Here is a 25,777-nt window from a genome sequence, read left to right on the forward strand (position 1 = left end):
GCGGGGGGGCGGGTTCAGTCCAGCGCAATCTCCAGGGTTGCGCACAGCCCGCCGGTGGCCATGTTCTCCAGCCGGACCTGACCGCCCAGCCGCATGGCGACCGCTTGGACGATGGCCAGGCCAAGGCCGGCGCCCTGTGCATTGCCACGACTGTAGAAGCGTTCGAACAGGCGCTCGCGTTCAGCTTCGTCGATACCAGGCCCCTCGTCCTGTATCGACAGCACGAAATGCGTCGGCTGGCGGCTCAGGCGAACGCTGATGATCCCTCCCTCGGGGGAGAAGTTCGCGGCATTGGTCACCAGGTTGTTGAGTGCGATATCGATCGCCCCGCCATCCACTCGGGCAAGGTAGTTGCCCGGGGCGGCCTCGAACACCAGTTCAAGGCCCTGGTCCAGTAGCCATGGGGTCATCTGCACCAGGCTGTCGCGCACAGTGTGTTCAAGGTCGATTCGCGGGGCATGGGCATGACCCGGCTGCGGTTCCAGGCGTGCCATGGTGAGCAGCTGGTTGACCAGACGGCTGGCGCGGTCCACCCCGTGTATCAGGTGCGCCAGCGATTCACGGTGCTCCTGTTCGGTCCCGGCCTCCTGCAGGTTTTGCGCGTGCACCCGCAGGACCGCCAGGGGCGTGCGCATTTCATGAGCCGCGTCGGCAATGAAGCGGCGCTCGCGTTCCAGCACTTCCTGGATCTGCGCCAGCATGCGGTTCAGCGCGGCCTGCATCGGTTCGAGTTCTGCAGGCAATGGCATCAGTTGCAGAGGTTCAAGCGACCCTGAATGACGGGCACGCAGGGTGGCTGCCATGTTGGCCAGGGGTTTGAGCCCCCAGCCAATGGCCAGCCAGACCATTGCTGCCAGGATCAGGCTGCCGAGCATATTGGGCCACAGGGTGTGGCGTACGATGCGGTCGACCAGGTCAGTGCGTACGTCGTCGCGCTCGCCCACCCAGATCCGCACCTGGTTGATTTTGTCTTCGAGCAGGAAGGCGCGCCACTGCCGGCCATGCAGGTCATGCACGTCACTGAAGCCCGGTGCCGACGGTGGCGAGGTGAAGGCGGGGGCGCTGTTGGTATGTACCAGCACCTGGCCCTGCGCATCCCACACCTGAAACGCGATCTTGCTTTCATAAGGGTGGCCGTCAAGCCTGGGTGTGGCTTCGCTCAGGGCCTGGTTGAACGCCTGGTACAGTTCGGTGTGTTGGTCGCCAGCCAGCGGCATGCGCATGACGCCCTGCAGCAGCCGCGCATTCTGGGCCAGTTGTGCGTCATACACCTCGGCTATCTCGTGGTTGCTGTCATGCAGGTTGAAGGCGCTGAGAATCATAAGGCCGGTAAGCATCAGGCCGATGATCAGGGTCAGGGTACGGCGTCGGATCGACATCATCGGCGCTCCTCCACCAGATAACCCACGCCGCGTACGGTTCGGATCAGGTCGGCGGAGAATTTCCTGCGCAGGTGATGGATGTGCACCTCCAGGGTGTTGCTTTCTGCTTCTTCGTTCCAGCCGTAAAGCAACTGGGTCAGCCGCTCGCGGGTCATGACACGCCCCGGCGGTGAAAGCAGCTCATGCAGCAGCTGATATTCCTTGGGCGTCAGGGGCACGTTCTGCCCATGGAAGGACACCTGCTGAGTGCCGGGGTCCAGGCTGATGCCTGCATGCTCGATTCTTGCCTTGGCCCGCCCGGCGCTGCGGCGCAGCAGGGCCCGCAGGCGCGCCTTGAGCTCCGCCAGGTCGAAGGGTTTGATCAGGTAGTCGTCGGCACCGGCATCCAGCCCGGCAATGCGGTCTTCGGTGGCATCGCGCGCGGTGAGTATCAGCACCGGCAGGGTGGAGCCGCTATGACGCAGGCGACGCAGCACCTGGAGGCCGTCCATACGCGGCAGCCCCAGGTCGAGCACCGCCAGGTCGAAGGTTTCACTGAGCAGCGCATGCAGGGCGCTGCTGCCGTCCCGGAGCCAGTCGACGGTGTAGCCTTCGCGCCCCAGGGCCTGATGAATGCCTTCACCCAGGGCCACGTCATCTTCTATCAGCAGCAAGCGCACGGTGACTCCTGTCAGTCGAGTTTCTTGTCGATGTCCGCCAGCAGCGCGTTGATTTCATGGCGACGTCCGCTATCGGCGATTTCACGCCCTGGCCTCGGGGTGGCTTGCAGTGCCTTGAGCAAGGCTGCCCTGGCCTCGGGGTAACGCTTTTGACGGTAGAGGTGATCGCCCCAGAAGTACAGGCTGTCGATGCCATCGGGATTGATCAGCAAGGCCTGCTTGAGCAGCTGTTCGGCCTTGTCGGCGTCACCAAAGCCGATTGGCCAGCCTGGTACGCGATCATACAGGGCTGCAAGGCTGGTGTAGGCGGAGCCCTGCAGCGCCCTGGGGTCCAGCGTCAGCGCCTTTTCAAGGTCGGCCTTGGCCGTCTTGGCCTTGCCCAGCGCGCCCAGCCCGCCCTGCGCACCGGCCCAACTGCTGGTGACGATGCCCGCCCAGATCCAGGCTTCAGCCGTGGTCGGACGTTCCCGGGTAAATGCCGAGGCCTGGCTGGACAATTGCTCGAAGGCTGTCGCGCGTTGGTCTGGCGGCAATTGGTATTGGATGTGTGCCCAGCTGTGCTGAAGCATGTTCAGGCGTTGCTGGTCGGCATTGTCCAGGGCCCAGGCGCCTTGGCTCAGCCCCCAGACCAGCAGGCAGGTAGCGATCTTTTTCATGGTTTGGGCGGCTCGCGGTCGGTCTTGTGGCTGAGGCGGCGGATCAGTGGCAACTGCTTGCGCAGACCGCGGTCCACCAGGTGCGGCAGCAGGTTGTTCAGGCGCACGAAAAAACGCTCCTGCCAACCCAGGTAAAGGTCGCGCCGATCACCGGCAATGGCGTGAATCACGGCGCTGGCCACGGTTTTCGGATCATCGACATTGGCCTTGAGGGCAACGTTCAGGGCCTGCGCCGCCGGGCTGTTCATGGGGGTGCGGGTGGCCCGCGGGGCGACGTACAGGACGTTGACCCGGGTGTCGGCCAGTTCCCGGCGCAGCGCTTCGGAAAACCCGCGCAGGGCGAACTTGCTCGCGCAGTAGGCCGCGTAGCCGGGGTAGCCGATCGAGCCGTAGGTAGACCCGACATTGACCACCATGGCGCTGTCGGCCTGTTTGAGCAGCGGCAACAACAGCCTAGTCAGGCACATGGGGGCACTGATGTTCACTGCCAGCATGGCATTGATGTCACTGTCGTCCAGTTGCTCGAACATGGCGAAATGGTTCACGCCCGCGGCATTGATCAGCAGGTTCGCGCCGCCCAGGGCCTGGGCCGCGTTGAGCACCTTGCGCCTGTCCACGAGAAAGGTCAGGTCGGCGCCCATCCAGGTCAGTTGCGCGGGGTACTCCTGCAGCAGCGTTTGCAGGGGTTCGGCATGCCGGGCCACCGCCAGCACGCGGGCGCCGTTGGCGCAAAGGGCGGCGGCTATGGCCAGGCCGATCCCGCCACTGGCACCGGTCAGGACCACGCGGGCGTCAGACAGGCGCATGCTGTGCTCCATCGTGCGGCAGGCCGCGAAACATGTCGGCATACAGGCGGTAGACCACGCGCGACGCATCGATCACCGCGGCCTGGTCATCAGGGGCCTGCAGGGTGTTCATCAAACGGCGATAGGTCTGCATGTGCTCGAGGTCCAGCGAGCCATGGGAACTGAGGTAGCTGAAGGCGGCCTCCGGCAGCGCCAGGCGCGCGCGGATGCTGTGCGCGGCATGGGTGGCCAGGGCGATACTGGTACCTTCCAGCACATTGACCATGCCGAACAGCCCTACCGGGTTGCCCCGCGCGATCAGGTCGTAGAGGTAGGCGACCATCAGCTCGATCGGCAGTGAAGGCCGACCTTCGCGCACGGCATCGCTGTCACCGCCGCAGGCAGCAATGTCGTTGAGTATCCATTGCTCGTGGCCATACTCCTCTTCGATGTACTCGCACACGGCTTTGCGCAGCCACTCCAGCCGCGAGGGCAGGCGGGCGCCGCATGCCATCATCAAGGGTACGGTGTGACGCACATGGTAGTAGGCCTGGGCCAGGAAGGCCTGGTAGCTATCGAGGCTGACCTTGCCTTCGAGGGCATCGCGAATCACCGGCAGGTTGAACAGCGCATGGCGTTGCTGATGGGTTGCTTCTTGCAACGTGTCGAAAAAGCTCATGGTCGGGTAGCCTCGCAGGCAAGGGGGTCGGTGAGTTGGGAGCGGTAGCGCTCGACGATGGCATCGCGGCGCGGGCGGCCATTGGCCGTGAGCAGGCCATTGGCGGTCGTGAACGGTTGTTCCAGGCGCGTCCAGCGATGCACCTGGGCGTAATCGGGCAGGGCCTGATTGGCCTGGGCCACGGCCGCTGCCAGTTCGGTGTCGGTGCAGCCCGGTTGATGTGGCCACAGCAAGGCGTGGTTGTGAGCCATGGCTTCGCCATAGACGAAGGCCTGGGCGAACACCCCTCGCTGGGTCAGTTCGGCTTCGACCCATTCGGGGTTGATGTTGCGGCCGAAGCTGGTGACGAACTGGTGTTTCTTGCGCCCCTTGATGTACAGGAACCCTTCGGCGTCCAGCTCGCCCAGGTCACCGCTGGGCCACCAGGCGTCGGTGTGCGGCGGTTGGCCCAGGTAGCCGAGCAGGGCCGAGCCCTTGATCAGCACCTCGCCGTCTTCGGCCAGCCTGACCTGCAGGTGGGGCAGTGGCTGACCCACGCTGCCGGGGCGATGGGCCTGTGGCCGGTTCAGGCACACCACCGAGGCGCATTCCGACAGGCCGTAGCCTTCATACACCGGCAGGCCGATGCGCTGCGCGCGGATCAGCAGTTCGGTGGCGACCCTGGCCCCGCCCACTGCGGCAAAGCGCAACGTGCGCGGGTCGAAGGCGCGCTGTTCAGCGGCGCTGACCAGCACCAGCAGCAGTTGCGGCACCAGGATCAGGCTGTGGGGCGCACGGTCGGCGAGGGTGCCGAGCAGGCGCGCAGCATCGACGCCACTTGCGCCCTGGATGCCCAGAGCCGCCAGGCTGGGGACACTCACCGTGGCCCCGGCCATCAGCGCGGCGTAGCCACCCAGGTTCTCCAGCAGGATCGCCAGCGGCAGCAGGGTCAGGTGGTGCTGTGGCGCGGTGATTCGGCTGGCCTGCTCCAGCGCCCGGGCAACGCGCAGCATGCTCTCGGCGCCCAGGCATACGCCCTTGGGGGTTCCGGTGGTGCCGGAGGTGAAGGTCAGCTTGGCGGTGCCCTCGGGCATCAGGTCGGGCCCCGACCATTGCCTGCGCCAGAACGCGCCGTCTTCGACATAGCCGCACGCCAGCAGTTCGGGGGCCAGGGCCGGCTCGGCAATCACCAGGCTGGCCTGGCTCTGCGCCAGGCAATGGCTGCGCTGTGCGGGGCTGAAAAAGGGCGGCAGCAGCACGCAGGTCACGCCTGCAAACAGCAATGCCAGATCCCACAGCATGGCTTCCACACCGTTATCCAGGGCCAGTGCCACGACCCTGGCCGACTCATCGCGCAGGCGTTGCTGGCGGTACTGCACCTCGGCCTGCAGCGTGGCGTAGTCCAGCTTCAACTGGTCGCCCCACAACGCAATGGCGTTGGGCGTGTGTTCGGCGTACCTGCGCAGCACCTGTTCGAAATGCTGCAGTTCAGGCGACATGACAGGCCTCCCCGGCGGCGGTAGGCAGGCCCAGGCGTGTGAACACGCCCATGTTGCGCAAATGGATGAAGCCTGCACGGATGTTGCCAACATGCACCTGGGGTTGGCTCTGGTAGTAGTTGCCCCAGTTATGGCGTTCTTCGCCCAGGCGCATGGGGTCGGCCGTGCACAGCCTCACTGGCTTGAGCCCAAGGCGGTGGAAGCTGTTTACCAGGCCGATGCTGCCGGTGAACGCTACCCATTCCAGACCGCCCATGGCCAGCAGGTAGGTAACGGCAATGATGCTCAGGCGCGCGCTGCCGGTATCGGCGGCCGCCAGGTTGCCGACCTCGACGATGGCGCTGCGATCGACAGGGTTGTTCTCGGTGGCGCTGATCAGGGGGTCGATCGGCTCGTCCAGGTAGCGCTCCAGAAACAGCGCCTCACTGCTGGCCAGCCGCACACCGGCCACGGCGCACAGCGCGCCAGAGGCATTGCTGATGCCGAACAGCTGCGGCATGAACTGTGCGATATGCGCACCATGGGCCTTGCGAAAGCGCTGCTGGATGAAGGCCTCGTAGGCCGGGCGCAGGCTATCGCCGGGCAAGGCCCTGGCAAGGCTCATCACCGAACCGCCTGCGGCTGCGAAGTGCAGGGGCAGGGGGATGTTCCAGTCAGAATCGGGCATCGATCACGCCTCCCGGGGTGTGTGTCGGGAGGAGTATCCGAGGCAATTCTTAACGGAGTCTGAAGATCGCGAAAACAGCCAGCGGTCTGTTCAGACCGCGGCTTTCGATGCCTGTCGCATCATTGCCAGGTACCGGCCGGGGCGTCGCGCAGCGCGGCGTGCAGCAGGCGCAGCACCGGCTGCTCCAGCGCAGTGCCGCTGTAGCACAGGCCCACCCGGCGACTGGGCAGCGGGCTGTTGAGCGCATGCACCTGCACCCCTTGTGCCGCGCTCACCAGCGAGTGCGGCAGCGCCGCCACGCCGACCCCGGCCGCCACCAGCAGCAGCGACTGCTGCAGCGAGCCGCTGCTGGCCACCGCCGACGCGGTGGAGTTGCCATACAGCGCCATCAGGCGCTGGTGGGAGGGGTGTTCGGGGCAGATGACCCAGGGGTACAGGCTGGTGACCGTGCCCGGTTGCCTGCCGGCTGCGCTCACCAGCACGAACGGGTCGTCCCACACCGGCAGGAACAGCTCGTCTTCGCAGCACTGTTCTTCCACCGCCAGGCGCGCATCGCCGGCACAGCCCTCGTGCAGCGTGATGTACAGGTGCGCCACCACCTGGTGGGCAAAGCGCAGAAACGCAGCGACCTGCGCGGGGCTCAGGTCCGGCTCGATGCCCAGGCTCAGGTGCTGGCGCGCATCGCTGGTGCGAAAGCGCTGGCGCAGGGCCTCGGCCTCGCTGACCAGCGCGCAGGCCTGCGGGTACAGCGAACGCGCCGCCTCGCTCACCTCCACCCCTCGCGACTGGCGGTTGAACAGGTTGGCGCCCAGGGCTTCTTCGAGCTGGCGGATGGTCACCGACAAGGTCGGCTGGCTGATGCACAGGCGCTGGGCGGCGCTGGTGATGTTGCGTTCTTCGAACACCGCCACAAAGGCTTTGAGGTGCCGGATATCCATAGGTAAGGCCGATGTCTGCAAGAGGAATTAAGCATTTTATCTGCTGTGGCCGGCACTATACGCTTTGCGTCATCTGATAAACCAATGACGGAAGCACTTTCATGAACAAACCCCTGATCATCGTGACCGGCGCCAGCTCGGGCATCGGCGAGGCCGTCGCGCGCCTGTTCTCTGCCCAGGGCCACCCCCTGCTGCTGCTGGCCCGGCGCGTGGAGCGCCTGCTCGCACTGGGCTTGCCCGCCACCCTGTGCAAGGGTGTCGACGTCACCGACCGCGAGGCGCTGCTGGCTGCGGTGAAGGAGGCCGAGGCGCAGTACGGCCCGGCCGATGCGATCGTCAACAATGCGGGGGTGATGCTGCTGGGAGATACCGCCACCCAGGCCCCCGAGCAGTGGGAGCGCATGCTGGATGTGAACGTCAAGGGCCTGCTCAACGGCATCCACGCGGTACTGGGCGGCATGATCGAACGCAACCACGGCACGGTGATCAACGTCGGCTCGGTGGCCGGGCGCAAGACCTTCCCCAACCATGTGGCCTACGTGGGCACCAAGTTTGCCGTGCACGCGATCTCGGAAAACCTGCGCGAAGAAGTGGCGGCGCACAACGTGCGGGTCATCACCATCGCGCCGGGTGCGGTGGAAACCGAGCTGCTCGGCCACACCACCGATGAGGCGATCAAGTCCGGCTACCAGGACTGGAAGGCCGGCATGGGCGGCGTGGTACTGTCGGCGGACGATGTGGCCAATGCGATCCGCTACGCCTACGAACAGCCTCAGGGCGTGTGCATCCGCGAGATCGTGCTGGCGGCGACCCGCCAGCAGGCCTGATGGCGTGCGCGTTGCGCGTCAGAAGCTGTACCTGACGTTGAACATCACGTTGCGCGGGTCGCCGTAGTAGACCGAGTAGTAGTTGCCGATGCCGCTGTAGTACGTCTTGTCGAACAGGTTGTTGAGGTTGGCCGACACCTTCAGTTGCTTGCTCACGTCATACGCGGCCATCAGGCCGACCACGCCGTAGGCGTCCTGGAAGAACTTGTGGCTGGGCAGCGCCACGTCGTTGACGTCGTCGTAGAAGGTGTCGTCGACGAAGTAGGTGCGGCTCTGCCACTGCCAGTTGCCGCCCACGGTGAGCTTGTTCAGCTCGGCCGGCAGGCGGTAGCTGGTGGCGACCTTGAGCAGGTGCTGGGGCTGGTTGGTCGCCACGCGCCGGTGATCGGCGTCGTAGGAGGCCTGATAGACGTAGCCGGCGTTGATGTTCCAGTCGGGCAGGATCTCGCCGGACATTTCCAGCTCCACACCGCGGGTGGTGGCGCCCTGCACGGCGCGCATCACTTCATTGCCGAACTCCCCGGTGGTGCCGGTCGACTGCGCCAGGTTGTCCTGCTTGAGCTCGAACAGCGCCAGGCTGGCATTCAGGCGACGGTCGAAATACTCGCCCTTGATTCCCACTTCGTAGCTTTGCCCGGTGAGCGGGTCCAGCGGCTTGTTGTCGGCACCCCGGTTGTAGGGCTGCGGCTTGAAGATGTCGGTGTAGCTGGCGTACACGGTGTGCTGGTCGTCGAGGTCGTAGGTGATGCCGGCATAGGGGATCACTTCACCGGTGTCGCGGGTGGCGGTGCGGCTGCTGCGCGGCAGCGCGTTGATGCTGTCCAGGCTCCACGCGTAGTCGGTGACCCGCGCCCCCAGCACCAGGTTGAGTGCGTCGGTGGGCTTGAGCACGACCGCAGCATAGCCGACCTTCTGCGTGGTCTTGATATCGAAGGTCGACCACCAGGCCCAGTCGGTGGGGTAGGCGGCGTTGTTGTTCCAGTCGAAGGCATCGGGTGCCACGGCGTCGGTGCTGCCGTCGGTACGGTCCGATTGCGCGGTGGTGTGGGCATAGGTGTAGCCCACCACCAGGTCGTGGCTTCTGCCCAGCAGCGAGAACGGGCCCTTGGCGTAGATATCGAAGGACTTCTCGTCGGTATCGGTGTTGAACTTGGCCGCACCGCCCGGGTAGTAGCCGTGGGCGACGCTGTTGTCGTTCGGGTCGACATGGGCGGTGGCCAGGCCTGCGATGATCTCGCGCGAGGCATAGTTGCGGTAGCTGGCGGTGGCCTTGAGCGACCACTCGTTGTCGAACTGGTGGTCGATGCTGGCGAATGCGCGCTGGGTGCGATGGTTGCGGTAGGCCCACTTGTCCGCCGGGTTGGTGGAGCGCGAGAAGCGCACCGGCGTGCCGTTCTTGTAGAAGGCCGGCAGGTGGGTGGTGGAGGACGCGTCGTTGTCGTTCTGCTGGTACTCGTAGCCCACGCTCAGCACGGTGGCGTCAGACAGGTCGCCGTCGAGCACGCCGTAGAAGATGTCCTGTTGCTGCTTCTGGTAGTCGATGAAGGTGTGCTGCTGTTCACGGGCCGCGACGAAACGCCCGCGCAGGGCGCCGCTGTCGAGCAGCGGTCCGGACACGTCCAGCTCGGTGCGGTAGTGATCCCATGAGCCTGCGCCGGCGGACACATGGCCCTGAAACTGGGCAGTGGGACGCTTGCGCACCAGGTTGATCACCCCCGATGGGTAGCCGATGCCGTTGACCAGCCCGGTGGCGCCCTTGAGCACCTCGACGCGGTCGTAGATCACCGAGTTGGTGATGCTGTAGTTGTCGCGCAGGTTGCCGGCGTCGGTGCTCAGGCTGGGCACGCCGTCGTACTGGAAGTTCTGGATCTCGAAGCCGCGCGAGTAGAAGGTGAAGCCTTCGGAGTTCTCGCGGTTGACGGTGATGCCCGGGGTTTGCTGCATCACCTCGGACAGGTTGTTCAGGCCCTGGTCGTCCATCTGCTGGCGGGTGATCACGCTGATCGACTGCGGGGTCTTGCGCAGCGACATGTCCAGGCGCGTGGCGGTGCTGGTCTGCCCGGTGGTGTAGGAGCCGCTGCCCTCGGTGGTGCTGCCCAGGCTCCAGGCGCTGTTGATGGTGGTGGCACCCAGTTCGATGTTGTTGCCGGCGCTGTCTGGCAGCGGAACCAGGTACAGGGTCGAGGCGTCACTGCGCCCGAAGGTGAAGCCGCTGCCGGCCAGCAGTTGGGCCAGGGCCTGATCGGCGGAGTAGCTGCCCTTGACCGGTGCGCTGCGCAGGCCGGCGTCCAGGTTGCCGTCGAGCATCACGTTCTGCCCGGTCTGCTGGCTGAACACCAGCAATGCCTGGCGCAGTTGCTGGGCGGGGATATCGAATGCCGTGTGCACGCTGACCGCCCCTGTACCGGGCGCGGGCACCTGGGCCTGGGCCGGTTGTGCCAGCAGCGCGCAACTGATCGCGGCGCCCAGCGCCGACATGCGCCAGCACGAACCCTGGGGGAACAACGTCTGGGGTGTTGCCATTTCCTTGACTCCTCGGCAGAACGACTTCGCCTGTTTGCGAATGGGTTTCATCTGCTGGTGATGACGCACGAGGAGTGCAAATGTCTGATGGGTACTGCAAATAATTTTCAATCAGCCATCGGCGGGTCAGGCAGGGCGGATGATGGTCACCAGGTCGGTGTAGCGGCTCAGGCGGATCGGCAGGGTGCGCGCCAGCACATCGAGCATCTGCTCGGGGTGCTGGCGATTGAGGATCAGGCTCACCGGGCGTGCCGCCAGGCGCTCGTCGGCGATGAAGATGCGGCCCTCGCGCCAGCGCTGCAGGTGATTGACCACCTTGGCCAGGGGCGTGTCGAAGAACACCAGGCTGCCGTTGCGCCAGGCCAGCACCTGGTCCAGTTCGGCGCGCTGCACCGGGCCGAGCCCGGCGGCGCCGAAGGTCACGGCCTCGCCCTGGCCCAACTGTGCCTGCTGGCCGGGGATTTGCACCCCGGCATTGTGCTCACTGACGGCCAGGTCGGCGCTGCCCGCGTCGCAGGACAGGCAAAACGCACCCTGGTGGCTGACCACGGTGCCGGCCTCGGTGTCGATGCGCAGCGGGCGGGTATCGGCGGCCACCTTGAAATAGGCCTGACCACGCAGCATGCGCAGGCGCCGCGTGGTGCCGGAAAAGTCGAGGTCCAGGGCGGTGTTGCCGGCCAGTTCGATCACGCTGCCATCGGGCAGGCGCTCGGTGCGGGTTTCACCCACGCGCGTGTGCAGGTCGGCAAACGACAGGCCGTCGCCCTTGAGCCACAGGGTGGCCGAGCCGGTGGCGACTGCGGCGGTGCACGCCGCCATGGCCAGCTGCATGAAGCGCCGCCGCGAGACGCCGCGGGCCTTGGGGGCAGGCGGCGCCTGCACGGCAGGCAGCTCGGCGGCCAGGGCCCACAGCGCTTCGAGTTCCAGGTAGGCCTTGGCATGGCGCGGGTCGGCCAGCATCCACTCAAGCCATTGCTCGTGCTCGGCCTGGCTGGCCGAGCCTTCGAAGATCAGCGCGAACCAGGCGCAGGCCTGCTGCGAGATGGGGTCGGCCTGGGGCTCGTCGGGCGAGGCCGGGGCCGGCGTGGGGAAGGGCGGTTCAGCCATGGGTCGGGTCACTGTGCGGCGGTGAGGTGTACAGGGGCGCATGATAGTCCACTCTCACTCGGACATGCCCAGCTTGAGCAATTCCAGTGCCCGCACCATGCGGCTGTAGGCGGTCTTGGGCGAAATGCCCAGGCGTTCACCGATCTCCACGTAGGTCAGGCCTTCGCCGCGCGCTAGCAGAAACACCTCGCGGCAAGGCTCGGGCATGCGCTGCATCACGCGGTTGAGCGTGGCCAGCTGGTCCTGGGCGATCACCGTGCGTTCCAGGCTCGGGGTCTTCTGCTCCAGCGCCTGCAGCTCGGTGGGCTCGACCACCTCGCCCTTGCGGTGGCGCTCGCGACGCAGGTAGTCGATGAACAGGTTGCGCGCGCACAGAAACAGGTACGCGCGAAAGTTGTCGATGGGTGTGCGCCCCAGCTGTTCGGACAGGCGAATGAAGGTTTCCTGAGTCAGGTCTGCGGCGGTGTCCTTGCAGCGCACCTGACGATTCAGGTAGTCCTGAATTTCTTCACGGTGGGCAAGGTACAACGCCTTGAGGTCTGCGCTTGACACGAAACACCTGCGAGCTGGGGGTCAGGGAGCGCAGGAAGATAACAGGAATTAATATCATTTAAAACAACGCGGCCGAGGCGCTGGGGTAGCGTCTCTAGCGGTTCGGGAGCAACCGGTAGTGGCTCTGCACGAAACCGTTGTCCGACGCGCAGGTGGCGACATGCTGCAGCTGGCGTTCGCTGCCTGCGTGGCTGAACAGCGCAATGCCCTGGCCAAGCAGTACCGGAATGCGCGTGATGATCAATTCGTCGATCAGCCCGGCCTGCAGAAACGCCTGGAGGGTCTGGCCGCCATCGATGTAGAAGTGCTTGAGCCCTCGTGCTGCCAGTTGCTCGACGATGTCGGTCACGTCGCCTGCCAGCACCTCGACGTTGGCCTGCGGGTGCGCAGACATGTCCACGGGCCGGTTGGACAGCACGATGACCGGGATGCCTGCATACGGCCATTCGGGGAAGGACAGCACCTTGTCCAGGGTCTTGCGGCCCATCACCAGGGCATCGACGCCGGCGATGAACTGTTCGTAGGTCACGCCGTTGAGCTCAGCGGTTTCATAGTCGGGGCGGTGCAGCCACTCGATGTCGCCGTCGGGGCGCGCGATGAAGCCGTCGATGCTCGCGGCGATGAATACGGAGCACTTGATTGTCATTGAACGTGAATTCCTCGTTGCTGTAGGCACGCCTTTGAAAACGGGCGGTTGGTTGGCGACCGAATATACCGCGTTGCCAGCTCGTTACCAGTCATCAGCCAAAGGGCCTGGGCCTGCTGGAGCCAGACGCTGCCCTTCAACGCTGGTTGAGCCAATGCTGCTGGTAGGCCCCTTGCGGGTCCTGCACCGGGCCGTGATCGGGAAAGGGCAGGTTGGCGATACACGCAAGCTGGGCCTGGGTTGGCGCTTCGCGTCGGATGTCTGCGTGCTGCCCGGGCGGGTAGGCCCCCACCACCAGAAAGCCCGGGCTGCAATCGAGTTTGCAGTGGCCCGTGCCGGCGGGCAGCAACAGCACATCGCCTGCACTCACCTGTACTTCGCGGCCCCGCGGGCCGCCCAGCATCAGCCTTGCCTGGCCACACACCACGCCGAGCGCTTCGTGGCCCTCGGTGTGGTAGTGGTGGTAGGCGTAGATGCCATCGCGCCATTGCGCCGGCCAGCCATTGGCCTCGAAAGTGCGTTCGATTTGCGCCGCCGGATCACTGCCATGCAGCGCAATCGCGTGGGGGTAGATCAGCACCGGCAGCCGGGTGTTGTTGGGCACCCAGTCGTCGGGTTGCAGCCTCAGTACCTGCGAGGCTGTTGAAGGTGTGTGTCGAGTGTTCATGGTCGACCCTCGGCGATGAAGCCGGGGCGGCATCGGGTTGCCAGCCCGGCGTGGTGACAGGGAAGGGGCAGGTGGATGCCTGCCCCGGTCATCTAGCTTCGCAGGAACGCGAGCAGATCGGCGTTGATCGTGTCGGCGTCGGTGGTCGGCATGCCATGCGGCAAGCCCGCATAGGTTTTCAGGGTGCCGTTCTGCAACAGCTTCGCTGACCGCGGCCCTGAGTTTGCATAGGGCACGATCTGGTCATCGTCCCCGTGCATCACCAGGACGGGAATCGTGATGCGCTTGAGGTCGTCGGTGAAGTCGGTCTGGGAGAAGGCCACGATCCCGTCAAGGTGTGCCTTGGCGCAGCCCATCAAGCCCTGGCGCCACCAGTTCAGGATGGTGCCCTCGCTGGCGTTTGCGCCTGGGCGGTTGTAGCCATAGAACGGGCCCGACGGCAGGTCATGGTAGAACTGTGCGCGGTTGGCCTTGAGCTGCGCCTGCAAGTCATCGAATACCGACCTGGGCAAGCCGTCCGGATTGTTCGGGGTCTGGACCATCAGCGGTGGCACGGCACTGATGAGGACAGCCTTCGACACACGCTCCTGGCCATGGCGAACGATGTAGCGGATCACCTCGCCGCCGCCGGTGGAGTGCCCCACGTGGGCTGCACCCTGCACGCCAAGATGGTCGACCACGGCCGCAACGTCGTCCGCATAGTGATCCATGTCGTGCCCGTCCCACACCTGGCTGGAGCGCCCGTGGCCGCGGCGGTCGTGTGCGACGACCCGGTAGCCGTGATCAAGGAAGAACAGCATCTGCGCATCCCAGTCGTCGGCACTGAGTGGCCATCCGTGGTGAAAGACGATCACCGGGGCATCGCGTGGGCCCCAGTCCTTGTAGAAGATCTCGACACCGTCCCGCGTAGTGACATACCCCATGTTCGTGGCTCCCGAGTGAAGTGGAGGGCGTGGTCAGTATCGTGTTGTGATCATGACCAGGTGAACAAAGTGCAGATCAGCGGATGAACGGCCTGCACAGACGCTGCGATAGCCGTTGACCACGGACCATTGCAGGCTTGTACGGCTCAGTCCTGATGCATGGCCTGTGCTACCCCCTGATCCTCACCCAGGAACCCGCCACTCTGGTGATGCCACAGCTGCGCATAGGTGCCATTTCTGGCAAGCAACTCGGCGTGGGTACCCTGCTCGATGATGCGCCCGTCATCCATCACCACCAGCCGGTCCATGGCTGCAATGGTGGACAGACGGTGGGCGATGGCGATCACGGTCTTGCCCTGCATCATCTCGTCGAGGCTTTCCTGGATGGCCACTTCGACCTCGGAGTCCAGTGCGCTGGTGGCTTCGTCCAGCAGCAGGATCGGGGCGTTCTTGAGCATTACTCGGGCGATCGCGACGCGCTGGCGCTGGCCCCCCGACAGCTTGATGCCGCGCTCGCCCACCAGGGTGTCGTAGCCGCTATGGCCTTGCTGGTCGCTCAACTGGCTGATGAAACCGTCGGCCTGGGCACTGGCGGCTGCGCTGCGGACCTGTTCGTCGGTGGCGTCGGGCCGGCCATAGGCGATGTTGTCGCGAATGGAACGGTGCAGCAGCGAGGTGTCCTGGGTGACCATGCCGATGGCGCTGCGCAGGCTGTCTTGAGTCACATGGGCGATGTCCTGCCCGTCGATGCGGATCTGGCCGCTGTCGACGTCATAGAAGCGCAGCAGCAGGTTGATGAGCGTGGACTTGCCCGCGCCGGAGCGCCCCACCAGGCCGATCTTTTCACCCGGGCGAATGCTCAGGCTCAGGCCGTCGAGCACCTGGCGCTCGCCGTTGTAGTTGAAGCTCACCTTGTCGAAGGTGACCGCGCCGCCGCGGGTCTGCAGCACCTTGGCGTCCGGGGCATCCTTGACCTTGGGGCCGCGGGTCAGGGTGGCCATGCCGTCCTGCACGGTGCCGATGTTCTCGAACAGCGAGGTCATCTGCCACATGATCCAGTGCGACATGCCATTGATGCGCAGCGCCATGGCGGTGATTGCCGCCACGGCACCTGCGCCGACCTCGCCCTGGTGCCACAGCCACAGGGCATAGCCGCCGGCGGCCATGATCAGGGCCACCACCAGTGCCTGGTTGACGATCTCGAACTGGCTGACCAGGCGCATCTGGCGAAAGCCGGTCTGCTTGAAGTCTTCCATCGCCGCACGGGCGAAGTGCGCCTCGCGGTTGGAGTGGGAGAACAGCTTCACCGTGGTGATGTTGGTGTAGGCGTCGGAAATGCGCCCGGTCATCATCGAGCGGGCGTTGGCCTGCTCCTGTCCGACCTTGCCCAGGCGCGGCACGAAGTACAGCATGGCCAGGCCGAACAGCACCACCCAGGCAACGAAGGGCAGCATGAGCTTGAGCGCGAAGCCGCCGGCCAGCGCGATGATCGCGATGAAGTACACCCCGATGCCGGGGGCGATCTCGATCAGGGTGAACAGCAGGTCGCGCACCGCCAGTGCGGTCTGCATGACCTTGGTGGTGACGCGCCCGGAGAATTCGTCGGAAAAGAACGACAGGCTCTGGCGCAGCATCAGGCGGTGGAAGTCCCAGCGCAGGCGCAAGGGCAGGTTGATTGCCAGTATCTGGTGCTGAACCATGGTGCGCAGGGCCACCAGCCCGACGCTGCACAGCATCACGATGCCGATGCCCCACAGCACGCGGCGTTCCTGCGCTGCCGCATCGCCCCCGGCCTGCCAGGTGGAGAGCAGGTCCACGACCTGGCCCAGGAACGAAAACAGCCAGGCTTCATAGATGGACACCGCAGCGCTGAGCAGTGCGAACGCCAGAATGTAGCCGCGCGCACCCCGCGTGCACGCCCACAGAAAGCGTGCCAGGCCCACGGGCGGCGGGGGCACCTCGTCAGGAGGGAAAGGGTCGAGCCTTCGTTCAAATGCACGAAGCATGGTGGTCTCCAAAACGATCGAATGGGGGCAATTCTGACATCGAACGGCGGGCTTGCGGGATTTGTGGGGAGTGAAGAGGCGGTGGTGGTTTGCTGCGCTGGTTGAGAGAAAGCCGCAATCGACCCAACGCGGGTTCCCGCTTCAGGATTTCAACAATAAATTGATAATTCAACGCCTGGTTGATATTTTCTAGGCCAGACGATCATTACTTGGGTGCCCGATGCAACTCGATATTTTCCAGGTGGACGCTTTTTCTTCCGAGACGTTCGGCGGCAACCCGGCGGCTGTGTGCCCGCTGGACGCCTGGCTGCCTGATGCAACGCTGCAACGGATCGCAGCAGAGAACAATGTGTCCGAGACGGCCTATTGGGTACGCAACGGTGAGGTGTTCGAGCTGCGCTGGTTTACCCCCGCAGTGGAGGTCGATCTGTGCGGGCACGCCACGTTGGCCGCCGCCTGGGTGCTGTTCGAACAGCTTGGTGAATGCCGCGACACGCTGCGGTTTTCCACCCGCAGCGGTGAATTGCGAGTGCGCCGCGAAGGCGGTCGCCTGGCCATGGACTTTCCGGCCAAGCAGCCTGAAGCCGTAGCCCTGCCGCCTGGCCTGCTGCAGGCCCTGGGGCTGCAAGAGGCCGAGGCGCTGTATCGCACGGACGATTACCTGGTAGTGGTCGAGGATGAAAGCATCGTCGCCGGGCTCGACCCCGACTTTGCCGCCCTGGCCGCATTCGAGGTGCGCGGGGTTGCCGTGACCGCGCCGGGTCGTCACATGGACTTCGTCTCGCGCTGGTTCGGGCCGCGAGTGGGGGTCAACGAAGACCCTGTCACCGGCTCGGCCCACACTTCGCTGGCGACCTACTGGGCCCAACGCCTGGGCAAGCGCAGCCTGAGTGCCGAGCAGGGCGGGGCGCGCAAGGGCCAACTGCACTGCGAAGTCCTGGACAACGACCGGGTCATCATCAGCGGTCACGCGGCGCTCTACCTGCGCGGCACCATCTTCATCTGAGACCGGCCGGCCAAATCACTTCAAACTTTTCCTACCTCACGGGTTCTGCTTAGTAACACCCCGCACTTGAAGGAGAACCCGATGAAACCCACCGATACCAAGCAGGGCGACAAGGTCCCGCGGCCACTCTCGTCGGACCAGGCGCAGAAGGGCACGCCATCCCCCGACCCGGTGCTGGAACAACCGGACCCGGATACCGAGGCAGTGGACAAGGTGATCACGCCGACGTCCATCAAGGAGCAGGAAGAAAAGACCCGCGAAATCCAGCGGCGCCTGGCCGAGGCGCAAAGGAAGGGCTGAAAGCGGCCCTGCCGGGCCCTGCGTGCCTTGGCGTGCCAGCGCCAGTCACAGCTTGGCGAGCAGGTGCTGCAGTTTTTTCGTGGCTTCGCGCCCGGAACAGGCGCGGCTGAGCAGGTCGCTGGACATGTTCTTGTACATGTCCACGGCCTGGGCAGAGGAGGTGACGCTGGCAATGCCCACATGCAGGTTGGGCAGCTCCCCTAGCCGGTAAGGGCTCACCGCCACGTAGCTGGTGGTCTTCTGCTCGAAGATCTGGAAGGTGGCGCTGGGCAGTGCCTCGTCGATCAGGTAGATACCCGGGTGATCGCTGTTGGTCTCGACGATGGAGATCAGGTTCTCGATTTCCTTGCGTGCCAGCAGGGCGCGCTCCATTCGCACGCTGGGGGGCAGGTCCAGGCGGCCTACCAGGCCGATGTGCAGGTAACGCTCGATCTGACGCAGGCTGACAATCGACCTGACCTGGAATTTTTCGCGAAAGAAGGTGGATTTGCGCTCGTCCAGAATGCTCAGAATCTGGCTCTCCATCGCTTCCTGTGCCGGGCTGAAGCCCTGCGGTCGAGCCTCGTGGAGCATGGTCTGAAACAGCGCCGAGTATTCGGGCGTGGTCAGCAGGTAGGAAAACGGGTCGAAGTAGGAGATGACGCTGCTGGAACGGGCCTCCAGTTGGCGCATGCGCTCGAAGTAGCCGAGGGCGTTGTCGAAGTACTCCGTATCGGAACCCAGCAGGCTGGTCAGCGACACCTTCAGCAGGTCGGCCAGGCGCTCCAGGGTGTCGAGTTTGACGATCTTGCCCAGTTCCAGGCGGTACACCGCAGCCCGCGAGATGCCGAGCTTGTCGGCCACCTGGTCGGCGTTGAGCTGGCGGCCGATGCGAAAGGCCCGGAGGCGCTCGCCGATTGCCTGGTAATCAATCTGGTTCACTGGGGGATCCTTGTCGTTTTTCGTGGTGGCATGTTCTACCAGATCGGCTTGACGAGGCCATGGCGCGAGTGTATCAATATTTAGACATGAACTGTTGCTTGTCCAAAAAATATAAAAAAGGCCGACACATGTCCACACCACCCTGCACCTGCTGCGGCATCGCCTGCGCTGCCACCTGATACCACAACCCCACCCCCCACCTGATAGGAGCTTCCCTGATGAAGACTCGCATCGGCGCGCCCGCGTTCGCGCTTTTCATGACCCCTATGGTGATGGCTGGCCCGCCGCCAGCCTTCAGCGATACCTTTATCGGCTATCGCTACAGCAGCCATTTCTCGGACCCGGGCAAGCGCCAGGACATAGCCAAGCACATTGTCCAGCTTGCCCATGTGAGCAGCTACGCCCTGGGCCAGCAGTTCGCCAACGTGGATGTGTTCAAGTCCGACCGCGATGACCCGCGCAAGGACAGCAGCAGCGGCGCCACCGAGGTCTACCTGACCTACCGCAATCAGTTGCAGCATGCACGGGTGTTCGATCGGCCGCTGGCCTTCGGGCCGGTGAAGGACGTCGCGCTGACCCTGGGCCTGGACTGGAACACCAAGAACAACGCGTTCCAGTCGCGAAAGCGCATGATTTTGATAGGCCCGACCCTCAAGTTCGCGCTGCCGGCAGGGTTTCTCGACCTCAGCCTGTTCTACGCCAGGGAATGGAACCACTGCGGGCTCGACAGTTGCCGGCAGCCGGGCAACCATTCGCGCATGGCGTTCGACCCGTTCTACCAGTTGAACCTGACCTGGGGCATACCGTTCGCGCTGGGCAGCCTGCCGATGAAGTTCCAGGGCTTCTACAGCTACAGCGGCGAGAAGGGCGATGACTACCGGCGCAACCCGACGGCGGATGAACAGCTGATGCGCACCTCGCTGATGCTGGATGCAGGGGCTGTGCTGGGCGGCGCAAGAAACACGCTATGGGTCGGGCCCGGATACGAGTACTGGCGCAACAAGTTCGGCAACCGCCGTGGCGACGGGATCGACGTGGACGCCTTGTCGATCAACCTGGAGTGGCATTTCTGAGCGCGGCTTTTTTTTTGCGAGCCCGCAATCTAAATATTTAGACAATCGCGCAGGCTGGCAGTACGCTTTGTGAAGCCTTGCACGGGCGGACCGGCGGCGATCCTGGGCGGGTTCAGGCGTCAGCTGTCTAAAAAACCATACAAAAACAAGAGGTAAACCAAGATGGCTTCTTCCGAAAAGCGTCCGAAGAAGGACGCGTCACCCAAGAAGGCCCTGATAGCCAGCGTGACCGGCTATGCGATGGACGGTTTCGACCTGCTGATTCTCGGGTTCATGCTGCCGGCGATCACCATCGGTCTCGGTCTGAGTTCCTCGGAGGCTGGCTCGCTGGTGACATGGACGTTGCTGGGCGCCGTGGCCGGGGGGCTGATCTTCGGCCAATTGAGCGACCGCTATGGCCGGGTACGCATGCTGACCCTGTGCATCCTCACCTTCTCGATATTCACCGGGCTGTGCGCATTCGCCCAGGGCTACTGGGACCTGCTGATCTATCGAACCCTGGCCGGGTTCGGCCTGGGCGGGGAGTTCGGCATCGGCATGGCACTGATCGCCGAAACCTGGCCGGCCAACCGGCGCAATCGTGCTTCTTCCTATGTGGGCATGGGGTGGCAGGCCGGCGTGCTCGCCGCTGCATTGCTCACGCCATTGCTGCTGCCCTACATCGGCTGGCGCGGCATGTTCCTGGTCGGGTTGCTGCCGGCGTTCGTCTCGCTCGTGGTTCGCCATACCATGAGCGAGCCGGCAGAATTCGTGAAGGCCGCAGCCGACCCGGTGCCTTTCGCGCGGCGCTTCACCGACCTGTTCAAGGACCGGCCGACCAGCAAGGCGAGCCTGGGGGTGATGGTGCTCACCTCGGTGCAGAACTTCGGCTACTACGGGCTGATGATCTGGATGCCCAGCTACCTGTCGAACAAGTTCGGCTTCTCGCTGATGGCCTCCGGAACCTGGACCGCAGTGACGGTGCTGGGCATGGCGTTCGGTATCTGGCTGTTCGGGCACCTGGCCGACCGTTTCGGACGCAAGCGCATGTTCCTGCTGTATCAGGCCGGCGCAGCGTTCATGGTCATCGCCTATGCCAACCTCGACAACCCCACGGTCATGCTGTTTGCCGGCGCGATCATGGGCATCTTCGTCAACGGCATGATCGGTGGCTACGGCGCATTGATCTCCGATCTGTACCCCGCGCAGATCCGTGCCACGGCGCAGAACGTGCTGTTCAACGTGGGCAGGGCCGCCGGTGGCTTCGGGCCGCTGGTGGTGGGCGCCGTAGCGCTGCACTATTCGTTCTCGGCGGCCATCATGCTGCTTGCCTCGTTGTATGGGGTGGCGATGCTCGCGACGGTGTTGCTGCTTCCCGCCTGCCAGGCCCATGACGTGCCGAAGCCGCAGCCGGCCTAGCCCGGCGGGATGGTTATGAATTTGCCCTGGCTTATTCGTATCAAAAATTAGACAGAAACACCGAGCTGCAGTACAGTCAGCTTACGCAATCGCTGAAACATCGCTTCATCTGCCGCTTCATCACTGAGGCGGCATCTACTTTTGACCGTGCTGTATAAAAAATTAGACAAATGCGAGGCCACCTCAATGAACGTGATTTCCGGCTGCTGCCAGGCGAGTGCCCTGACTCCCCCAGACGACACCTTGGCGGTCGTGATTTCCAACCAATGGGTCAACGATGAATACAAGCGCCTGGTGCTACAGGCCGACGGCGCCGCCAGCCAGTCGTTGCCGGGGCAGTTCTTCAACCTGCTGTGCCCGAGTGAAGGCGAGCACAAGCCGTACTTCCGTCGCCCCATGAGCACCTACAAGGCCGACCCGGCCACGGGCCAGGTGGAGTTTCTGTACAAGGTGACCGGCAAGGGCACCTATGGCCTGGAGACGCTTGGCCAGGCGCAGACCGTGGAGATTCTTGGCCCGCTGGGCAAGGGCTTCGACCTGCAGCCGGGGTGGCAGCACATGATCATCGTGGCCCGGGGTGTGGGGCTGGCCACCCTGGCGCCGCTGGCCGAAGCGGCGCATCGGCTGGGCATCCGCCTGACCGCAGTGCTGAGTGCCCGCAGCGAGAAGAGCCTGCTTTCGCGCGAGCGCTTCGCCTCGCTGGGGGCCGACGTGCGGGTGGTGCTGGATGAGGATGGCAGCAGCTCGCCCGAACGGCTCGAACCGCTGCTGCGCCAGATCATCGCCCGTGAAGGCACCGATGCGCTGTTCACGTGTGGCTCCAGGCGGCTGACCCAGTTGCTGAAGAAGCTGAGCGCCGAGCTCGGCCTGGTGGGCCAGGTAGCGCTGGAGCAACAGATGGTGTGCGGCCTGGGCATGTGCCAGTGCTGCGTCGAGGTGTTCGAGGTGGACGGGCTCAGGGTGGGCAAGCGGGTATGCCTCGAAGGCCCTGTATTCGACCTGGCGGAGGTGGTGTGATGATCAATCTGAGCGTACAGGTCGGCGGGTTGCGCCTGAAGAACCCGGTGATGCCGGCATCGGGCACCTTTGCCGAAGAGCTTGCCCACCTGCTGGACTTCAACCAGCTGGGTGCACTGGTGACCAAGACCATCACCACCGAAAAGCGCAGCGGCAACCCGATGCCGCGGGTCTGCGAGCTGAATGACGGGATGATGAATGCCATCGGCATTCCCAGCAAAGGCGCGCAGCTGTTCATCGACAAGGTGGTGCCGTTCTACCGCGACTACGACGCGCCGTTGATCGTGAGCATTTCGGCGCCCACGGCCCAGGGCTTTGCCGACCTGGCGGCGCGGCTGAGCGATGTGCCAGGCGTGGCCGGCATCGAGGCCAATATCTCGTGCCCCAACCTGGAAGCGCATGGCCAGTCGTTCGGCATGCAGGCTGAAAGTACCCGCGACGTGGTGGAGCTGATGCGCCAGGTCACCTCGTTGCCGCTGTGGGTGAAGCTGACTCCCAATGCCGGCGAGGTGGTGCCGGTTGCCCTGGCTGCGCAGGAGGCCGGGGCCGATGCCGTCGTGGTGGGCAACACGCTGCTCGGGTTGTCGGTGGACATCGAGCGAGGCCGCGCGCGGCTGGGCAACTTCATGGGCGGCATATCCGGCGCCGCCATCCGCCCGCTGATGGTGCGCCTGACCTATCAATGCGCCCAGGCGCTGGAAATTCCGGTGATTGGCTGCGGTGGCATTGCCACGGCCGACGATGCGCTGGAGTTCATCTATGCCGGCGCCTCGGCGGTGCAAGTGGGCACGGCCACCTTCCTGCACCCGAAAACCATGAACACCATGGTGTCTGAACTGGAGGCCTACTGCCGGCGCAAGGGCGTTGCCTCGATCAGCACCCTGATCGGCGCCCTCGACGATTTGCCCGCCGAGCCGTTTGGAGCCTTGCCATGATCGCGCAATGGTCTGAACAGGCCGCCAGACTGTTCGACACCATCGCCGCCTTGTCACGCGATGCCCAGGAGGGGATCACCCGCGAAAGCTACGGCCCCGGCGAGAGTGACGCCATCGCCTGCCTGAGCGACTTCGCCTTGACCCAGGGGCTGGAGGTGGCAACCGACCGTGCGGGCAACGTGATCTTCACGCGCAAGAGCGACAATGGCCAGCCCGCACTGTGGTACGGCTCGCACCTGGACTCGGTGCCCCAGGGCGGCAACTACGACGGCCTGGCCGGCGTTGTGGCGGGCCTGCTGTGCCTGTGCCGGCTCGACCGCGAGGGCGTGGCCACGGCGCAGCCGGTGCGGGTCATCGGGCTGCGTGGCGAGGAGAGCGCCTGGTACGGCAAGTCGTACATCGGTTCGCGTGCGCTGGTCGGCGGGTTGAGCGAGCACGACCTGCAGCTGACCAACCGCTTCAGCCAGCGCACCCTGGGCCAGGCCATGCAGGCCGTGGGCGCCGACCTGGCAGCGATTGGCCGTCGGCAGTGGCTGGTCGATCGCACCCAGTTTGCCGGCTATCTGGAAGTGCATATCGAGCAGGCGCAGTCGCTGGAGCGCATGGGGCAGGCCGTGGGGATCGTGCCCGGCATCCGCGGCAACCTGCGCCATAACCAGGTTCGCTGCCTGGGCGAAGATGGCCATTCGGGCGCCGTGGCTCGGGAGGACCGCCACGACGCCGTGTTTGCCGTGAGCGAGCTGGTGGCCCGCATCGACCAATGCTGGCGCGAGTACCTCGCCGCCGGGCGAGACCTGGTGGTTACCGTCGGCACACTGGGGACCAACGCGGCGCACCATGCCGTCTCGCGTATTCCCGGCGAGGTCAGCTTCAGCCTCGAGATGCGCAGCCTCGACATGGGCACGCTCGAGGCCTTTCACGCGGTTGCGCTGCACGAGGCAAAGGCCATCGAGCAGGCCCGCCAGGTTCGCTTCGAGTTCGACCTGCGTATCGACACGGCCCCGGCGGCCATGCACGCCCCCTGGGTCGAGGCGCTGGTGCGCCAGGCCCGCCAACAAGGCTGGCAGGGCGTGCTCACCCCCAGCGGGGCCGGCCATGACGCTGCGGTTTTCGCCAACGTCGGCATCCCCAGCGCCATGCTGTTCATCCGCAACCAGCACGGCTCGCACAACCCCCACGAGGCCATGGCCCTGGACGACTTTCTGGTGGCCACCGAGGTGCTCTATCACACGACACTGGAGCTGACACCATGAGCGTACCCAGCAATGCCTGGCTGATCCGCAACGCGACCCTGGTCAACGAAGGCCGCACCTGGGCGGCCGATGTGCGGCTGCGCGAGGGCCGCATCGACTGTATCGGGCAGGCCCTGCAGCCGCTTGCCGGGGAGGGCGTGATCGAGGCGCACGGCCTGTGGCTGATGCCGGGAATGATCGACGATCAGGTGCACTTCAGGGAGCCCGGCCTGACCCACAAGGCAGACATCGCCAGCGAGTCGCGGGCCTGTGCAGCGGGCGGCATCACCAGTTTCATGGAGATGCCCAACACCAACCCGCCCGCGCTCGATCGGGCCAGCCTTGAAGCCAAGTACGCCATCGCCGCCGCATCGAGCGCGGTCAACTACGCCTTCTACATGGGGGCAAGCAACGACAACCTGGCCGCCATTCGCGCCATCGACCCGGCCAGCACGCCAGGGCTGAAGGTGTTCATGGGGGCCTCGACCGGCAACATGCTGGTGGACGACCCCGAGGTATTGAACGAGATCTTCCGGGTTTCGCCGGTGCCGATCATCACCCATTGCGAAGACACGCCCATGATCAATGCCGAGCTGGAAAAGGCCAGGGCGCGCTTTGGCGAGGACATTCCGGCTCGCGAGCACCCGCTGATCCGTTCGCGCCAGGCGTGCATCAGGTCCACTCGGCTGGCCATCGAGCTGGCGCGCAAGCACGGCACGCGCCTGCATGTGCTGCACATCTCCACGGCAGAAGAGCTGCAGCTGTTCGAGCCCGGCCCCCTCAGCGGCAAGCGCATCACCGCCGAAACCTGCGTGCACTTTCTGCACTTCACCGATCACGACTACGAGCGGCTGGGCTTTCTGATCAAGTGCAACCCGGCGATCAAGTCGGCCAGCGACCGCGACGCCATCGTCAAGGCGCTGGCCGAAGGTCGGCTCGACGTGCTGGCGACCGACCATGCCCCGCACCTGCTCGAAGAAAAGCGCAGCACTTACGCCAAGGCGCCGTCAGGCATTCCGTTGGTGCAGTACGCGCTGCAGGCCGCCCTGGAGCGCGTCTTCTGCGGGGAGCTGAGCCTGGAGCGCCTGGTCGAGGTGGTCAGCCACGCACCGGCGCAGCTGTTCCAGGTCAGTGGCCGGGGCTACCTGCGCGAGGGCTACGCCGCCGACCTGGTGCTCGTCGACCCGCAGCGCCCGCACCGGGTGAGCAATGACCAGGTGCTGTCCAAATGCGGCTGGACGCCGTTTGCCGGTACCGAGTTCTCATCGAGCATCGTCGCCACGTTCGTCAATGGCGAACGGGTGTGGGACGGCGCCACGGTGAACAGTGCAGTCCGTGGGCAACGACTTTCCTTCAACCGCGCCACGCCTGCCTAGTGGCGCAACAAGAGGTATGAACAA

At 64.9% G+C, this 25,777-nt stretch carries 25 protein-coding genes; 9 read left to right on the forward strand and 16 right to left on the reverse strand.

The genetic code is table 11. The features are described from left to right. Window positions 1-14: 14 nt before the first annotated feature. The 8 genes from FW760_RS01920 to FW760_RS01955 all read right to left on the reverse strand — a co-directional run bounded on the left by FW760_RS01920 (window position 15) and on the right by FW760_RS01955 (window position 7,244). Complete coding sequence (locus FW760_RS01920) at window positions 15-1,382, reverse strand: sensor histidine kinase (protein ID WP_104572556.1); 1,368 nt, start codon at window positions 1,380-1,382, stop codon at window positions 15-17. Beyond that, complete coding sequence (locus tag FW760_RS01925; RefSeq protein ID WP_054914356.1) at window positions 1,379-2,041, reverse strand: response regulator; 663 nt, start codon at window positions 2,039-2,041, stop codon at window positions 1,379-1,381. The genes FW760_RS01920 and FW760_RS01925 overlap by 4 nt, the downstream gene beginning before the upstream one ends. 11 nt (window positions 2,042-2,052) lie before the next feature. Beyond that, window positions 2,053-2,697, reverse strand: coding sequence for a tetratricopeptide repeat protein (locus FW760_RS01930; protein ID WP_116053715.1), 645 nt, complete (start codon window positions 2,695-2,697; stop codon window positions 2,053-2,055). After that, a complete protein-coding gene (locus tag FW760_RS01935; protein ID WP_054914358.1) occupies window positions 2,694-3,503 on the reverse strand; it encodes an SDR family oxidoreductase in 810 nt (269 codons plus the stop codon). The genes FW760_RS01930 and FW760_RS01935 overlap by 4 nt, the downstream gene beginning before the upstream one ends. Further along, window positions 3,490-4,161: an iron-containing redox enzyme family protein gene (locus tag FW760_RS01940; RefSeq protein WP_116053718.1), complete on the reverse strand. Its 672-nt coding sequence runs from the start codon at window positions 4,159-4,161 to the stop codon at window positions 3,490-3,492. Before FW760_RS01940 ends, FW760_RS01935 begins: the two co-directional genes overlap by 14 nt. After that, window positions 4,158-5,639 carry an AMP-binding protein gene (locus FW760_RS01945; protein WP_446443538.1) on the reverse strand — a complete coding sequence of 494 codons (1,482 nt, stop codon included), beginning with the start codon at window positions 5,637-5,639 and terminating at the stop codon, window positions 4,158-4,160. The genes FW760_RS01940 and FW760_RS01945 overlap by 4 nt, the downstream gene beginning before the upstream one ends. Beyond that, entirely contained in the window at window positions 5,629-6,306 is a 678-nt protein-coding gene (locus tag FW760_RS01950; protein ID WP_116053720.1) for a thermostable hemolysin, read from the reverse strand. Before FW760_RS01950 ends, FW760_RS01945 begins: the two co-directional genes overlap by 11 nt. Window positions 6,307-6,425: 119 nt before the next feature. Beyond that, window positions 6,426-7,244, reverse strand: a complete 819-nt coding sequence (locus tag FW760_RS01955; RefSeq protein WP_116053723.1) for a LysR family transcriptional regulator — start codon at window positions 7,242-7,244, stop codon at window positions 6,426-6,428. Window positions 7,245-7,345: 101 nt separating this feature from the next. Between FW760_RS01955 and FW760_RS01960 the strand changes: the two genes are divergently transcribed. Beyond that, entirely contained in the window at window positions 7,346-8,071 is a 726-nt protein-coding gene (locus FW760_RS01960; protein WP_043864027.1) for an SDR family oxidoreductase, read from the forward strand. Between the two features lie 18 nt (window positions 8,072-8,089). Here the strand turns inward: FW760_RS01960 and FW760_RS01965 are convergent, their stop codons facing one another. From FW760_RS01965 to FW760_RS01995, 7 genes are all read right to left on the reverse strand, one after another. Beyond that, a complete protein-coding gene (locus FW760_RS01965) occupies window positions 8,090-10,594 on the reverse strand; it encodes a TonB-dependent siderophore receptor (RefSeq protein WP_148071545.1) in 2,505 nt (834 codons plus the stop codon). 126 nt (window positions 10,595-10,720) lie between these two features. Further along, the gene (locus FW760_RS01970; RefSeq protein ID WP_054914364.1) at window positions 10,721-11,701 is read right to left on the reverse strand and encodes a FecR family protein; all 981 of its coding nucleotides are present in this window, start codon (window positions 11,699-11,701) and stop codon (window positions 10,721-10,723) included. Between the two features lie 54 nt (window positions 11,702-11,755). Continuing rightward, window positions 11,756-12,253, reverse strand: a complete 498-nt coding sequence (locus FW760_RS01975) for an RNA polymerase sigma factor (protein WP_043864025.1) — start codon at window positions 12,251-12,253, stop codon at window positions 11,756-11,758. A gap of 94 nt (window positions 12,254-12,347) precedes the next feature. After that, complete coding sequence (locus FW760_RS01980) at window positions 12,348-12,899, reverse strand: dihydrofolate reductase family protein (RefSeq protein WP_116053732.1); 552 nt, start codon at window positions 12,897-12,899, stop codon at window positions 12,348-12,350. Between the two features lie 136 nt (window positions 12,900-13,035). Continuing rightward, window positions 13,036-13,566, reverse strand: a complete 531-nt coding sequence (locus FW760_RS01985) for a cupin (RefSeq protein ID WP_078481125.1) — start codon at window positions 13,564-13,566, stop codon at window positions 13,036-13,038. Between the two features lie 92 nt (window positions 13,567-13,658). Next, window positions 13,659-14,489 (reverse strand): alpha/beta fold hydrolase, encoded by an 831-nt coding sequence (locus FW760_RS01990; RefSeq protein ID WP_116053735.1) that lies wholly within the window; start codon window positions 14,487-14,489, stop codon window positions 13,659-13,661. A 146-nt stretch (window positions 14,490-14,635) separates the two neighbouring features. After that, window positions 14,636-16,495, reverse strand: coding sequence for an ABC transporter ATP-binding protein (locus FW760_RS01995; RefSeq protein ID WP_054914368.1), 1,860 nt, complete (start codon window positions 16,493-16,495; stop codon window positions 14,636-14,638). A 220-nt stretch (window positions 16,496-16,715) separates the two neighbouring features. Here FW760_RS01995 and FW760_RS02000 point away from each other — a divergent pair, with 220 nt between their 5' ends. Beyond that, window positions 16,716-17,501 (forward strand): PhzF family phenazine biosynthesis protein, encoded by a 786-nt coding sequence (locus FW760_RS02000; protein ID WP_116053738.1) that lies wholly within the window; start codon window positions 16,716-16,718, stop codon window positions 17,499-17,501. Window positions 17,502-17,582: 81 nt separating this feature from the next. After that, a complete protein-coding gene (locus FW760_RS02005; RefSeq protein WP_043864019.1) occupies window positions 17,583-17,801 on the forward strand; it encodes a hypothetical protein in 219 nt (72 codons plus the stop codon). A gap of 45 nt (window positions 17,802-17,846) precedes the next feature. Here FW760_RS02005 and FW760_RS02010 read toward each other — a convergent pair whose 3' ends face one another. Further along, window positions 17,847-18,722, reverse strand: a complete 876-nt coding sequence (locus tag FW760_RS02010) for a helix-turn-helix domain-containing protein (protein ID WP_052504313.1) — start codon at window positions 18,720-18,722, stop codon at window positions 17,847-17,849. Between the two features lie 218 nt (window positions 18,723-18,940). On the opposite strand from FW760_RS02010, the gene FW760_RS02015 reads away from it, so the two are divergent. From FW760_RS02015 to FW760_RS02040, 6 genes are all read left to right on the forward strand, one after another. Beyond that, a complete protein-coding gene (locus FW760_RS02015) occupies window positions 18,941-19,795 on the forward strand; it encodes a hypothetical protein (RefSeq protein ID WP_052504312.1) in 855 nt (284 codons plus the stop codon). Window positions 19,796-19,957: 162 nt separating this feature from the next. Continuing rightward, window positions 19,958-21,193, forward strand: a complete 1,236-nt coding sequence (locus FW760_RS02020; RefSeq protein WP_116053740.1) for an MFS transporter — start codon at window positions 19,958-19,960, stop codon at window positions 21,191-21,193. Between the two features lie 186 nt (window positions 21,194-21,379). Continuing rightward, window positions 21,380-22,210 (forward strand): dihydroorotate dehydrogenase electron transfer subunit, encoded by an 831-nt coding sequence (locus tag FW760_RS02025; protein WP_043864016.1) that lies wholly within the window; start codon window positions 21,380-21,382, stop codon window positions 22,208-22,210. Then, window positions 22,210-23,145: a dihydroorotate dehydrogenase gene (locus FW760_RS02030; protein ID WP_043864015.1), complete on the forward strand. Its 936-nt coding sequence runs from the start codon at window positions 22,210-22,212 to the stop codon at window positions 23,143-23,145. The genes FW760_RS02025 and FW760_RS02030 overlap by 1 nt, the downstream gene beginning before the upstream one ends. Further along, window positions 23,142-24,398, forward strand: coding sequence for a Zn-dependent hydrolase (locus FW760_RS02035; RefSeq protein ID WP_116053743.1), 1,257 nt, complete (start codon window positions 23,142-23,144; stop codon window positions 24,396-24,398). Before FW760_RS02030 ends, FW760_RS02035 begins: the two co-directional genes overlap by 4 nt. Beyond that, window positions 24,395-25,753, forward strand: a complete 1,359-nt coding sequence (locus tag FW760_RS02040; RefSeq protein WP_116053745.1) for a dihydroorotase — start codon at window positions 24,395-24,397, stop codon at window positions 25,751-25,753. The genes FW760_RS02035 and FW760_RS02040 overlap by 4 nt, the downstream gene beginning before the upstream one ends. Window positions 25,754-25,777 lie beyond the last annotated feature (24 nt).

The sequence above is a fragment of the Pseudomonas sp. 1176_21 genome, assembly GCF_052850635.1.